14 protein-coding genes and 4 tRNA genes are annotated in these 12313 nt (G+C 46.2%); 10 read left to right on the plus strand and 8 right to left on the minus strand.

All coding sequences use genetic code 11. From position 1 onward, the window contains the following. Positions 1–229: 229 nt before the first annotated feature. The 7 genes from Q0369_RS02390 to ribA all read right to left on the minus strand — a co-directional run bounded on the left by Q0369_RS02390 (position 230) and on the right by ribA (position 5440). Positions 230–898, minus strand: coding sequence for a hypothetical protein (locus tag Q0369_RS02390; protein ID WP_298095487.1), 669 nt, complete (start codon positions 896–898; stop codon positions 230–232). A gap of 294 nt (positions 899–1192) precedes the next feature. Continuing rightward, positions 1193–1615 (minus strand): peptidoglycan-binding protein LysM, encoded by a 423-nt coding sequence (gene lysM, locus Q0369_RS02395; protein WP_298095490.1) that lies wholly within the window; start codon positions 1613–1615, stop codon positions 1193–1195. Positions 1616–1787: 172 nt separating this feature from the next. Continuing rightward, entirely contained in the window at positions 1788–2990 is a 1203-nt protein-coding gene (locus tag Q0369_RS02400) for a chloride channel protein (RefSeq protein WP_298095493.1), read from the minus strand. A 569-nt stretch (positions 2991–3559) separates the two neighbouring features. Continuing rightward, positions 3560–4102, minus strand: coding sequence for a hypothetical protein (locus tag Q0369_RS02405; RefSeq protein ID WP_298095496.1), 543 nt, complete (start codon positions 4100–4102; stop codon positions 3560–3562). After that, positions 4099–4305, minus strand: coding sequence for a hypothetical protein (locus tag Q0369_RS02410; protein ID WP_177386853.1), 207 nt, complete (start codon positions 4303–4305; stop codon positions 4099–4101). Before Q0369_RS02410 ends, Q0369_RS02405 begins: the two co-directional genes overlap by 4 nt. Then, positions 4305–4883: a 16S rRNA (guanine(527)-N(7))-methyltransferase RsmG gene (gene rsmG, locus Q0369_RS02415; protein WP_298095499.1), complete on the minus strand. Its 579-nt coding sequence runs from the start codon at positions 4881–4883 to the stop codon at positions 4305–4307. The genes Q0369_RS02410 and rsmG overlap by 1 nt, the downstream gene beginning before the upstream one ends. After that, a complete protein-coding gene (gene ribA / locus Q0369_RS02420) occupies positions 4880–5440 on the minus strand; it encodes a GTP cyclohydrolase II (RefSeq protein WP_298095502.1) in 561 nt (186 codons plus the stop codon). The genes rsmG and ribA overlap by 4 nt, the downstream gene beginning before the upstream one ends. Positions 5441–5503: 63 nt before the next feature. Between ribA and hemB the strand changes: the two genes are divergently transcribed. The 5 genes from hemB to Q0369_RS02445 all read left to right on the plus strand — a co-directional run bounded on the left by hemB (position 5504) and on the right by Q0369_RS02445 (position 10732). Then, a complete protein-coding gene (gene hemB / locus Q0369_RS02425) occupies positions 5504–6481 on the plus strand; it encodes a porphobilinogen synthase (RefSeq protein ID WP_298095504.1) in 978 nt (325 codons plus the stop codon). Positions 6482–6637: 156 nt separating this feature from the next. After that, positions 6638–7561 (plus strand): ornithine carbamoyltransferase, encoded by a 924-nt coding sequence (gene argF / locus Q0369_RS02430; protein ID WP_298095507.1) that lies wholly within the window; start codon positions 6638–6640, stop codon positions 7559–7561. A gap of 15 nt (positions 7562–7576) precedes the next feature. Next, positions 7577–8059: a DUF2603 domain-containing protein gene (locus tag Q0369_RS02435; protein ID WP_298095510.1), complete on the plus strand. Its 483-nt coding sequence runs from the start codon at positions 7577–7579 to the stop codon at positions 8057–8059. Beyond that, positions 8052–9416: an oxygen-independent coproporphyrinogen III oxidase gene (gene hemN / locus Q0369_RS02440; protein WP_298095512.1), complete on the plus strand. Its 1365-nt coding sequence runs from the start codon at positions 8052–8054 to the stop codon at positions 9414–9416. The genes Q0369_RS02435 and hemN overlap by 8 nt, the downstream gene beginning before the upstream one ends. Before the next feature lie 11 nt (positions 9417–9427). Then, entirely contained in the window at positions 9428–10732 is a 1305-nt protein-coding gene (locus Q0369_RS02445) for a (Fe-S)-binding protein (protein WP_298095515.1), read from the plus strand. A 614-nt stretch (positions 10733–11346) separates the two neighbouring features. Here Q0369_RS02445 and Q0369_RS02450 read toward each other — a convergent pair. Beyond that, a complete protein-coding gene (locus Q0369_RS02450) occupies positions 11347–11559 on the minus strand; it encodes a hypothetical protein (protein ID WP_298063605.1) in 213 nt (70 codons plus the stop codon). A gap of 126 nt (positions 11560–11685) precedes the next feature. On the opposite strand from Q0369_RS02450, the gene Q0369_RS02455 reads away from it, so the two are divergent. From Q0369_RS02455 to Q0369_RS02475, 5 genes are all read left to right on the plus strand, one after another. Then, positions 11686–11761: transfer RNA gene (locus Q0369_RS02455), tRNA-Thr, on the plus strand. 36 nt (positions 11762–11797) lie between these two features. After that, positions 11798–11882 (plus strand) — tRNA-Tyr (locus Q0369_RS02460). A gap of 12 nt (positions 11883–11894) precedes the next feature. Next, positions 11895–11971 (plus strand) — tRNA-Gly (locus Q0369_RS02465). 113 nt (positions 11972–12084) lie between these two features. Further along, a tRNA-Thr gene (locus Q0369_RS02470) sits at positions 12085–12159 on the plus strand. Positions 12160–12215: 56 nt separating this feature from the next. Then, positions 12216–12313, plus strand: a 98-nt coding sequence (locus Q0369_RS02475; protein WP_298095519.1) for a GTP-binding protein, incomplete at its 3' end; no start/stop codon positions are given.

Consider the following 12313-nt stretch of genomic DNA (forward strand, 5'->3'; position numbering starts at 1 on the left):
TAAGCTTTTTGAGTATCGTTAAAATTTTAAAATTGAACGTGAGGATTTGGATTTAATAAAATTTGAGCGGTATTTTTGCTAAAAATTTTTAACTCTTAAAAGATAATTCGGCGCGTCTAGGTCTTTATTAAATTTTGATTTCATACGAGGCTATCTTCTAAACGTTTATCGCGTAACTGCTTATAAAATTCTTGCTTTACGTCTAAAACCTGCTCCTTACTCCTTTGATTTATATAAAAATTTGCGGCCGGATTTTGTCTAAATTTTTTCCCGTTTTTAGCAGAAAATAGGTTTTCAGTTCCTTGTATTCGTTGCTTGTTAAAATCGAGACGTCGATAATAAAATGCTTATCAAAGATGATCAAACTATCGCCGCTTAGCATATCCAGTCTGAGCCCCAGCCCGTTTACCAATCTAAAAATAAGTAGCGGGAGTATGCCGAGCCCAAATGCTATCGGTACCACGAATGGGGCGATAGCGTAACCTTTAAAGTAAAAAACGGCGGACATTAAAACGAAGTAGATCATAACGACGCAAAATCCAAACTTTTTTGTAGCGATCAGTGATTGAAATTCGGAAGGCCCGAAGGTTCGTTTTATTCCTAATATATTTGATAATTTTATTTCGAATAGGACTAAATTTTTCTTCGTAGAAAAATACTCTATGGCGGAATTTTTAAATTTAATATAGCAGCTTCCGAACTCTTTTGGGCGTTCATTTAGCTCTCCTGGATGTGGTGGTCTGTATGGTGCAAAATGTGAAAGAAAGTCCAAAATAAATACAATCGGCAGATATAGCTTTATCATCTCTATTGCGTTGTCTTTGATGATTATCGGATATTTGTCGTAGTCCCTAGTCTCTTTTTTCCTTAGCGCAGCACCGGCTTTAAATTTATCCAAATTTAGCTCTTTATAAATAGAATTTCAAAGTGTTTTATATGCTCTCAAATAGGGCGGTAGCGCGCAAGTGCGGCGGATAGTAGATTACCCGCCGCAGTACAGCTCGAAAATCTGCAGTCTACAAAATACATAGCTTACAACATTATGCCGCGCTATCGGCTCATAAAATTTAGCCCGCCAAAATCTCGCTGCGTCGCGGGCTGATAAAATCACTGCTCTCGCAAACGCAGCGTAATGCTCGCAAAAGTAAAATCCGCGGCTTGCAAAATCAAGCCGCGGCATTCAAAGGCGAGTTTAAATTTTTGGAATTCTGATCTTCTGCCCCGGATAGATGAGGTTTGCGTCCTTGATAACCTCGCGGTTGGCGTCGAAAATAATCTTGTATTTGTTCGCGTCGCCGTAGAATTTCTTCGCGATTTTAGATAGGTTATCGCCCTTTACGATGGTGTAGTAGTTCTCGGCGCTATCCTCTCTGATGCCCTCGATCTGCACGTTTTTGATGCCTGCGGTATTGCCCGCGATGAGGGCTGCTTTTTCGAGAGTTTCCTTATCGGCGTTACCGCTGATTTTGACGGTGTCGCCCTGCACCTCGACCTCTAGCCCCTCTACCGGCGTAGAGCTGAGATTGGTGGCGATCTCGTCTTTTACGGATTTGGCGTCATCGCCTAGACCTAGTAGTTTCTTGCCTGCTTCGGCTACGAATGAAAGTAAACCCATTGTTTTCTCCTTTGGTTAAAGTGGCAAAATTTTATCTTAAATTTACCAACGATCAGCTTAGGCGCATATCCTTACGGCTCCGACCTAGCCCAATGTTGCGACCTACCGCGCTCACTCTATGCGCGACGGCAGGTTATTCAGATTTGCAGCGTATGAATTATCAGCGCCGCGACTACGCTAAATTTTTCGTCAGTAAATTTCTAGCGATCACGGCGCATACGATGCTAAAAACGATGACCGAATATGAGTTGAGATTTAGCCCGCAAAATCCCGCGCTTAGGGCAAAGGCGCAAAGCGGCGCGTTTAAGTTGATCGCTAAAAAGGCGGCCCCTCCGCAAACCCCCGCTGCGCTTAGGCTAATAGGTAGAATTTCGCCGATCGCAAATCCAACGCATAGCCCCAAAACTGCGCCTAGCGCGAAGCTTGGCGTTAGAGTGCCGCCGTATCCGCCGCAGCGAAAGATCATCAGAATGCAAAATGCCTTGCAAAGCAAGATCGCAAGCAAATACGGGCTAAAGGATGTGGAGTCGAAAGCAAACTGCGCTGCGGAGCGCCCGTTACCTAAAATTTCTGGTACGTATGCGCCGATCGCCGCGGTAAGTAAAAACGCAAGTGGCAGTGTAAGTGCGATTTTAAGGCTTTTTATGCGCAGCTTTTCGCACAAGCGCACTCCGTCTTGAAAGTATTTTGCTGCGACCCCCGTGAGAAGCCCGATTAGAGCCGCTGCGAGTAAATTCTGCGGGGTAGGGGCGAAGTTCGAAACTGCGTAATAAATTTCTTTTGAAGCTCCGAATTCCGCTGTAGCTGTAGCCACCGCACTAGTGGCAAAGGCGCACAAAATCGCTCGAGTATCGAAGCTTTTAAGTAAAATTTCTAGGCTGAAAAGCGCGCCCGCTAGCGGGACGTTATATACAGCACCTAGTCCCGCTCCCGCGCCACATGCGACAAATAGCCGAAGCTCGTCTCCGCCGATATTTAAGGCGCGGCAAATTTTAGCTGCAAACAAGCCACCTAGCTCGCGCGGAGCAGCCTCACTGCCTACCGGTGCGCCCATGGCGATGGCTGCAAGCTGCAAAACCGAGTGGATTAAATTTTGCCAAAACGGCGGATTTTGTCCCTCCATCATCGAAGCTACGTTTAAAAAGGGTTTTAGTCTTATCAGCAGAATTCTAATTATAGTTACGATTGCGCCGGCTGCGAGGACGCTAAGAAAGCGCCTAAGCGCAGTGGTTTGCTCCGTGATAATGTGAAATTCCTCATCATTATGTCCGAAAGCAAAAGTTTCAATTTCGTTGATGCCGAAGTTTAAGAGCCCTGCGCAAAGCCCCATTATAACGCCTATCGCAAGGATCGCTAGAAAGAATTTAGTACTCAAAATATGCCTTTTTGAAACGCATAATTATATAAAATTTTAGCTTTAAAAAATCCTTACCGCGCACATAAAAGCAGCTAAAACGCGAGTAAAATTTAAAACAATGGCTAGGAATTTATATCATCTCTGCGAGTAAATTTTGCGCGAAATTCTATGAAGCTTAGGCAGAGGCAGAATTTTATTTACGTTAATTGCGCGAGTAAAATTTACGTAGATTTTATATCGCGCGTAGAAAATTTAGTAAAATTTCGCATCGCGCGGGAGGATAAAATTCTTTTTAAAATTTCTTGCCGCGAAGGCAGGCGAAATTCTACGTAAAATTTAAATATATCCGAGCGGGTAAAATTTTAAATTGAATAAGCGAGAAAATTTTGCAGAGGACACGTGAAATTTCGCGCAGAATTCTAATTTGCGAAAGAGGGCAAAATTCCGCGTAGAATTCCTATCTGCGTAAGCGGGTGAAATTCGCGTTAAATTCTAAGCCGCGAGGCTAAGCAAAATTATGCGCGGAATTTTAATTTGCGTGAGTCATAGAAATTTTACGCCCGCGAATAAATTCGCTTAGGATTTTGCTATTTTTTCCAGATATCGTCATTTTTACCGGCTGCGGGCGCGCTTAGCTTTTTATCCAGAGCCGAAATTTTATCCGCGAGCTTTTGCGCGCCGCCGAAAATTTCATCTTTTTTCGGAAGCCCGAAGTGAAATTTAGAGCCCACGCTGTCTCCAATGCTTGCAAGTAGCGATTTGGGCGCATTTGCGATCGCGTCTTTAAAGATCGCCGCATCGATACCGAGCTCGGCTAGACCTTTTAACGCCCGCGCAGAGCCGATAAACATCGCGATCTTGGCGTCGAATAAATAATCGTTTGCCAGCTTTTGCGCGGCCGCGGCGGATTTTTTATCCACGATGATGAAGCGCGCGCCTGCGCCGTTTGCGAGTAAAATTTCATTTACATCATTCGTAATAACGCTAAATTTTTTCTGCGCCTTTTGCGCCGCGGCGATGAGCCTGTCGTTAAATTTAAATAGCAGATTGTCGTATTTGAAAACTTCATCGCCGTTTTTGATGAGATACAGCGGCTCGTAGGGTACGAGCGCGTGGCCTAGGATGATCATTTGCCGCCCCTTAGTTTGGCTTCGCAGGATTTGCAAAGGCGCTTTTTGTCGCGCAGAGCAAGCTCGTCGCTGCTAAAGTACGTCCCGCACTCGTCGCACGCCAAAAGCTCGGTCGCATCATCCTTTTTCTTTATGCGAAATCTAGGCACTATCAAAAAATATATGAGCGCCGCGATAACGGCTATGGCTAGAATTTTTCCCATTATTTCACCCCTTTGATCACCAAAAATTTTCTATTTTTCAAAGCGTTTTCGCCGCTAAAAATTTCACAGCGCGCGCTCGTAAATTCCTTGCGGAATTCCTCCGCTTCCGCCTCTGCGCCCGAGCCTTTGTAGAGCAAAAACGTAGTGTTTTCGTCGTAAAAGCCGCGGCAAATTTCAATTAAGCTTCGCGCGCTCATTAGCGCTCGCGAGCTTATCAGATCGGCGCGCAGCTTTGCGCCGTCTTGCACGCGCTCGGCGTGGATTTTTACGTTAGCTAGAGCGAGGCTAACCTTCGCGTAGGTTAGAAACGCCGCTTTCTTTTGGTTTGGCTCAAACAGATGCCACTCGCACAGCGGCAGCGCGAGCGCCAAAAATAGCCCGGGAAAGCCCGCTCCCGAGCCGATGTCGCACGCGATACGCGGATAGCGCGGTATGAAATTCGCTCCGCTTAGGCTGTCGCGCACCACCGCGTCCAAATCGTCGTAATTCGTGAGGCTATGCACGCGGTTAAATTTTTGCAGGCAGGCTTTAAATTTTGCAACCTGCTCGCCAAAGCTCTCGCCCAGCGTAAGCTTCACAGCAGATGCCCCATCTGCTCTTTTTTGACGCGCAGATAGTTTTCATTAAATTTATTCGGCGTGATGATTATCGGCACGCGCGCGACCACTTCTACCTTTAGATCGTGTAGCTTTTGCGGATTGTTCGTAAGCAGATTTATGCGCGAAATTCCAAAATGAGCGAGTATGAAATCCACGATCTCGTAGGTGCGCTCGTCCGCTTTGAAGCCTAGCTGATGGTTTGCTTCGATCGTATCGAGGCCCTGATCTTGCAGCGCGTAGGCGTTGATTTTATTAAAAAGCCCGATATTGCGCCCCTCTTGACGCAGATAGATCACCATGCCGCCATGCTCTTCGATATATTTTAGGCTCGCTTCGAGCTGTTCACCGCAGTCGCACTTTAGGCTGCCGATCGCATCGCCGGTAAGGCACTCCGAGTGGATACGTACGTTTACGACGCCCTCCAAAGGCTGCTTAAATATTACTAAATGCTCTTTGTTCCCTTGCTTAAACGACTGAACGCGGAAGCTTCCGAAACGAGAGGGGAGATTTGCGACCTCTGAAATTTTTATATCCATGCTTAAATTTACTCCGATTGTGATATTATAAATCTCACAATTCTAGCTAAAAAAGGAAAAATAATGTTTAAACGATTTAGGAGACTACGAATAAATCCCGCGCTTAGGGATCTAGTGCGACAAACCGATCTGCAAACCCGCTTTCTAATCTATCCGCTTTTTGTCGTGGAAGGAAGCGGCATCAAAAAGGAGATCGCCTCGATGCCCGGCGTATTTCAGATGAGCTTGGATGAAATTTTAAAAGAGTGCGAGGCTCTTTTGTCGCTAGGACTAGATAAAATTTTACTTTTCGGAATTCCTTCGCTAAAGGACAGCATCGGCTCGGACGCGCTAAGCGAGGACGGCATCATCGCGACTTCGCTACGCGCGATAAAGGCTAAATTTCCAAATTTGCTCGTCATCACCGATCTATGCTTTTGCGAATACACCGACCACGGGCACTGCGGCATCATCGATCATGTACATCAGACGGTGGATAACGACGCGACGCTTGAAATTTCGGCGCAGCAGGCGCTCATCCACGCCAAAGCGGGCGCAGATATGATCGCGCCCAGCGGCATGATGGACGGCATTATCGCTACCTTGCGAGAGGCGCTCGATCGCGGCGGATTTGAAAATTTACCGATTATGGCGTATTCGACGAAGTTTGCCAGCGGCTACTACGGGCCGTTTCGCGACGTAGCAGAATCAGCGCCTAGTTTCGGCGATCGTAGTAGCTACCAGATGGACCCCGCAAATAGATTTGAGGCGATCAACGAAAGCCTGCAAGACGAGGCGCAGGGAGCGGATATCTTGATGATAAAGCCCGCGCTTGCGTATCTGGATCTAATCAGAGACCTGCGGGAGCGCACGCTGCTGCCGATCTGCGCGTATAACGTAAGCGGCGAATACGCGCTTTTGCAGGCGGGTAAAAAAGCGGGCGTGATCGATTATGAGCGCGTGATAATGGAGACGATGATAGGCATAAGGCGCGCCGGCGCGGATATGATCATCACCTATCACGCCAAAGAGATCGCGGAAATTTTAAATTCGCGCAGGTAAAATTTTAAAAATTTTGGAATTTTAAAATTTCGCAGCAGCAGCGAGACTTGTTTTTGAAATTTGCTTCGCGGCACGTAGCGTAAATTTAAAATTTTAAAGCCGAATAAAACGCTACGTAAGCGAAAACAGTGTAAAATTTAACCAAAAAGGAGCGATATGAGGCACTTTCTTACGTTAAACGATTTTAGCAAGGACGAGATAATCGAAATTTTAAATTTAGCCTTTGAGATTAAAAAAGAGGCTAAGGCAAGAGATTTTAAGCCGTATTTGAAAGATCAAAAATTAGCGATGATATTTGAAAAAAGTTCGACCAGGACGCGCGTAAGTTTTGACGTGGGGATGAACGAGCTAGGCGGGCACGCGCTATTTTTAAGCAGTCGCGACATCCAGCTCGGGCGCGGCGAGCAGGTCAAAGACACCGCGCGCGTGATTTCGCGAATGTGCGATCTGATCATGGCGCGCGTAAATCGCCACGAGACGTTAATAGAGCTTGCGGAATTTAGCCGCGTGCCGGTGATAAACGGGCTAAGCGATAAATTTCATCCCGTGCAGTTAATGGCGGATCTAATGACGATCGTGGAGTGCGGCACCCAAATTCCAAATATAAAATCTGCGTACGTGGGCGACGGTAACAATATGGCTCACTCGTGGCTGATGCTTGCTAGCAAGCTTGGCTTTGAGTTGCGTATTGCGACGCCCATGGGCTACGAGGTCGATCCGCAAATACTGGCGCAGGCGCAAGAAAATGCTAAAATTTCAGGCGCTAAAATTTTAATAACGAACGATATAAAAGAAGCCGTAGCGGGCGCAAACGTCGTGACGACCGATACTTGGGTTTCGATGGGGCAAGAAGCGGAAAAAGAGCAAAGAATTCGCGATTTCGCGGGCTTTTGCGTGGATGAAAGCTTAATGGCTCTAGCAGGTAGTGGCGCGATCTTTTTGCACTGCCTGCCGGCGTACCGCGGATATGAGGTAAGCGAGGCCGTGTTTGAAGCGCACGCGGATGAAATTTTTGCAGAGGCGGAAAATCGCCTGCACGCACAAAAAGGCGTTATGGTCTGGCTGGATCAAAAAAGATAAATTTTAGGAGAACGCATGGAAGAAAAAGATAAAGCGCTAAAAAAGATCGACAAAGCGAGCGAATTTTTCGGACTGGATAGCTCGAAAAGGACGGTTTTTGAAATTTCACAGGGCGAGGACAACGAGAAAAAACTCACTCTAAAAAGCGGCTCGTGGAGCGACGAGGAGCCGTGGTTCGGCATCGACGAAAATAACGAAGTGCATACGATGATCTCGATAAAATCGCTTGCAAATCTCATCGCCGCGACCAAAAACGCGATGCAGGAAAATTTTAACCTCAAGCTTGAGCGCTCGATTTTGCAGCATACGCCGGTGGATTTCGGCGACGCGTGGATCGTGTGTATGGACGAGATCAGAAGGCTTACGGGTGCAAATCCGAATACGAAAAGATTAAACTTAGACGTCGATGCCGTCGTTTCGCGCGTAAAAAACCTACATCCGAACCTTTTCATCGACATCGAAGAGCTTATCAAAACCAAGGCGGGCGGCCGTGAATAGCATAGACTTCGACGCTTACGCGAAATTTTCGCGTCCCGGACCCCGCTACACGAGCTATCCGACCGCTTTGGAATTTAGCGAGAGCTTCAGCTACGACGGGTATCTGAACGAGCTGAAAAATCAGGAAAGCTCCACGCCGCTGTCGCTTTACTTTCACATGCCGTTTTGCCGCTCCGCCTGTTATTTTTGCGGCTGCAACGTAATCTACACCGGCAAGCGCGACAAGATGGATCGGTATTTGGACTATATCGAGCGCGAGATGCAAATTTTAAGTGGCGTCGTGGACGGCTCGCGGCAGATCGTGCAGATGCACTTCGGCGGCGGCACGCCTACGTATTTTAGCGCCGAACAGCTCGCGCGCCACATAAAAAATATCAAAAAATATTTTAAAAGCTTCAGCCCCGAAGCCGAGATCAGCTGCGAGATCGATCCGCGGTTTTTAAATGCGGAACAGCTCGACGTGCTTGTTTCAAACGGCTTTAACCGCATCAGTTACGGCGTGCAGGACTTCGATCCGCAGGTGCAGAAGGAGATCCATCGCATCCAGCCTTTCGAGCTTACGAGGGACGTCATAGCCATGGCGCGCGAGAGGGGGATAAAATCGATAAATATGGATCTGATCTACGGCCTTCCGTATCAGAGCCTAGCTAGCTTTAAGCGCACGCTAGAGCTTGCACTTTCGCTTGATCCGGACCGCTTTGCGATCTTTAACTACGCGCACGTGCCGTGGATAAAAAAATCAATGCGTAAATTTGATGAGACGACACTGCCAGAACCGAAGGTGAAGCTTGAAATTTTAAAATTTACCCACGATTTTTTGAGCGCGAACGGATATGAGATGATCGGTATGGATCACTACTCAAAGCCCGAAGACGAGCTTCATGCCGCGCTTAAAAACGGCTCGCTGCACCGTAATTTCCAGGGCTACACGACCAAGGGCGGCGCCGATCTGATCGGCATCGGGCTAACTAGCATCGGCGAGGGCGCGCGCCACTACGCGCAAAATTTCAAAGATATGGACGCTTACGAGGCTGCGATCGATGAAGGCAGGCTGCCGTATTGCAGGGGCATTTTGCTAAATGAAGAGGATCTGCTGCGCAAGGAGGTGATTATGGGGCTGATGAGTAATTTTTGCGTCAATATAGAAGCGGTCGAGGAGAAATTTAAGATAAAATTTTTCGAGCATTTCGGCGCGAGCCTAAAGCAGCTTGAGGCGCTAAAGGATTTCGTACAAGTCTCGCCGCATAGAATTTCAGTAACGCCTACCGGCACGCTTTTGATCCGTAATATCGCGATGTGCTTTGATGAGTATATGGATAAAAATTTGGGCGAAAAGCGCTTTTCTAAAACCGTCTAAGCGGCGCGGCTATGAGTAAGGCAAAGCTTGGAGCGTTCGATTTTGCGGCACTTAGCGAGCGTTGCGTAAAATGTGGTAAATGTATCCAAGTCTGCACGGTTCATGGCATTAACGGCGATGAAGTAACGAGCCCGCGCGGATTTGTGGATCTTTTGGGCGCTTACGGCAGGAATGAGCTAAAGCTTGATAAAAACGCTAAGAAAATTTTTGAAAGCTGCTTTTTATGCACCAACTGCGTAGATATTTGCGGCGAGTCTTTGCCCATAGATACAGCAATCGAGAATGTTCGCGCGCGCATTGAGGAAGAATTTGGCATCGCGTGGTACAAAAAAGCTGCGTTTTGGCTGCTTGGGCACCGCAAAGCGCTGGATCTAGCAGCAGCGCTTGGATACGTGTTTTTTAGCTGTGGCTTTAAGATGCGAAAAGATACGCAAAGCTCTATGTCGCCTAGATTTGGCTTACCAATACTTAAAAAAGAGCGCTTGTTGCCTGCCCCTGCGAAAAAGAGCTTTATGAACTCTCATGCAGAATTTATCGACAACGGCGGCGAAAAAACTATCGGAATTTTTATAGGCTGCATGGCAAACTACGCTTACACGGGCGTAGGCGAGGCGATTTTACATATCGCGCGAGCACTAAAGCTAAACGTAAATTTGATGAAGGAACAAGCCTGTTGCGGCGCTCCTGCGTATTTTACGGGAGATTTTGCGGCGGTTGAACGCGTGGCAAAATTTAATATAGTATATTTCGAAAAAGCTCTGCCTGCTCTTGATGCGATTATCGTGCCCGAGGCTACGTGCTCTGCGATGCTGCGGGTGGATTACGCGCATTTTTTTGAAAATGAGCCGCAATGGAAAGCCCGTGCGCAAAAGCTTGCGAGTAAAATTTTTATGGCGAGCGAATACTTTTATAAATTTACAAACTTAAATGATCTTTTGATGCGCCGCGGCAAAAGGGCTTTAGCGATTACTTATCACGATCCGTGCCATGCCCGCAAAATGCAGGGTATTTGGAAAGAACCGCGCGGCTTGCTCGCTCAAAACTACGAAATAACCGAGATGGATGAGCCTAATAAATGCTGCGGATTTGGCGGTGTGACGATGCAGGCCGAGCGCTACGAGCTCGCGCGCGCAGCGGGATTAGCTAAGGCGCGCGCAATGGCAGATCTGCCTGTGTGCGTAGTTTCTGCTGAGTGCAGCGCGTGCAGGATGCAGCTAAATAATTCGCTTTCTTTAAGTGGCTCGCAGATGAGGTGCGTAAATCCGCTGGAGCTCATCGCTGAAGCGCTTGTGAGCGAGGAAAATTCCAATGGATAAATTTTGCGTTTTAGAAGCTCCTGCATTTCGCCGGCTTTTTACTCAATTCAAATCCTGGGGTAAAATTCTGTGCTTTTTAAATTTTGGTTTTTAAAAATTATGATGAAATTTTATCCTTGCAGAGGTTGCGGTCTGCGCTTTTGAGCTTTTGGATATATTAAGCCTGGGGCAGCGCTTGGTGCGAGCTCATAGGTTTTGCTCTGCGGCGGGGTTGATTAATATGATTTTAAATACTAAAATTTTATAGTTTAGAATTTTAGCTGAGGGATTTGCGCAAAATTTTAATGAGTTGAATTGCAAGATGGATTTTGGCAAAATTTTAACTTTATGCGACGTTATTTGAAATTCTAAGGAATTTGCGGCTAATGGCTGGAATTTTGATTTATTGATTTGCGTGGATTTGCTTGGCGTTGCAGGATTAAAGCGCGAATTTTAAATTTCGTAAAATTTAAAGAATTAGTTACGTATGAGCTTCTTGCACTTCGCGGTTCCGACATTGCGGCAAAATTTCTTTTAAAAATGCCAAAGTGCACTATAAAATATATTCATAATTTTTAGCACGAGATATTTAGCAAAAAGGCTAAGCTAGCGAGATCATGGATTTAAATTTAATTTTATTCTTGCTCTTTTGCGTCATCTTCAGAGTCCAGCTTTGCTTCTTCGATCAAAAGCCTGTTGGCTTCGGTAGCCTTTTTTATCTCGCTTAAGTTTTCTTCTATCTTATTTAGGCGCTTTTCAAGGGTATTTAGACGCTTTTCCGACCGGGAGATAAAATAATAAATCAAATAAATCATAAAAACTATGATAATCCAAGGTATGATTTTCATATAAAATTCCTTAAAATTTAAAATTGCGCGCATTATAGCAGAAATTTTATGAAATTTTAAAATAGGCTGTTTTAGCCTTGACAATTGGGGATTTTTCGGTTATAATTGCCACTTCAATTTCAAAATGCTGGTGTAGCTCAGCTGGTAGAGCTACTGCCTTGTAAGCAGTGGGTCGGCGGTTCGATCCCGTCCACCAGCTCCATTTTTTGTAACAGTGTTTGACCAGATTTCATCAAAGGGTGAGATACTCAAGTGGCCAACGAGGGCAGACTGTAAATCTGCTGGCTTTGCCTTCCGTGGTTCGAATCCACGTCTCACCACCATGAATTTTTGATGCGGGATTAGCTCAGTTGGCTAGAGCATCAGCCTTCCAAGCTGAGGGTCGCGGGTTCGAGCCCCGTTTCCCGCTCCACCATTTAGGTTTACTGGGAGCTGTAAAACTTAACTGCTTTTATATGCTTACATAATCTAAATTTTGGTCGCATTGTTGGGTATTGGTAGCGATTTCTCTTTGCCTGAGTTTAGGCTCATATGGCTCAGAGGTAGAGCACTTCCTTGGTAAGGAAGAGGTCGCGGGTTCAAGTCCCGCTATGAGCTCCATAAAATAGAGTCGCTTAGTTTGTTGTGTAATCCACAAATCAATAACGGAGGATATGATGGCTAAAGAAAAATTTAATCGTAACAAGCCACACGTAAACATTGGTACCATCGGTCACGTTGACCATGGTAAGACTACTTTGACAGCTGCTATTTC

The sequence above is a fragment of the uncultured Campylobacter sp. genome (assembly GCF_938030685.1).
Taxonomy (GTDB): Bacteria; Campylobacterota; Campylobacteria; order Campylobacterales; family Campylobacteraceae; genus Campylobacter_B.

Excerpts from the sequence above, each read along its gene's own strand:
- lysM (WP_298095490.1), bottom strand. The coding sequence starts at position 1,615 with ATGGGTTTACTTTCATTCGTAGCCGAAGCAGGCAAGAAACTACTAGGT.
- Q0369_RS02405 (WP_298095496.1), bottom strand. The coding sequence starts at position 4,102 with ATGATCATCCTAGGCCACGCGCTCGTACCCTACGAGCCGCTGTATCTC.
- Q0369_RS02410 (WP_177386853.1), bottom strand. The coding sequence starts at position 4,305 with ATGGGAAAAATTCTAGCCATAGCCGTTATCGCGGCGCTCATATATTTT.
- ribA (WP_298095502.1), bottom strand. The coding sequence starts at position 5,440 with ATGGATATAAAAATTTCAGAGGTCGCAAATCTCCCCTCTCGTTTCGGA.
- hemB (WP_298095504.1), top strand. The coding sequence starts at position 5,504 with ATGTTTAAACGATTTAGGAGACTACGAATAAATCCCGCGCTTAGGGAT.
- argF (WP_298095507.1), top strand. The coding sequence starts at position 6,638 with ATGAGGCACTTTCTTACGTTAAACGATTTTAGCAAGGACGAGATAATC.
- Q0369_RS02435 (WP_298095510.1), top strand. The coding sequence starts at position 7,577 with ATGGAAGAAAAAGATAAAGCGCTAAAAAAGATCGACAAAGCGAGCGAA.
- Q0369_RS02445 (WP_298095515.1), top strand. The coding sequence starts at position 9,428 with ATGAGTAAGGCAAAGCTTGGAGCGTTCGATTTTGCGGCACTTAGCGAG.
- Q0369_RS02450 (WP_298063605.1), bottom strand. The coding sequence starts at position 11,559 with ATGAAAATCATACCTTGGATTATCATAGTTTTTATGATTTATTTGATT.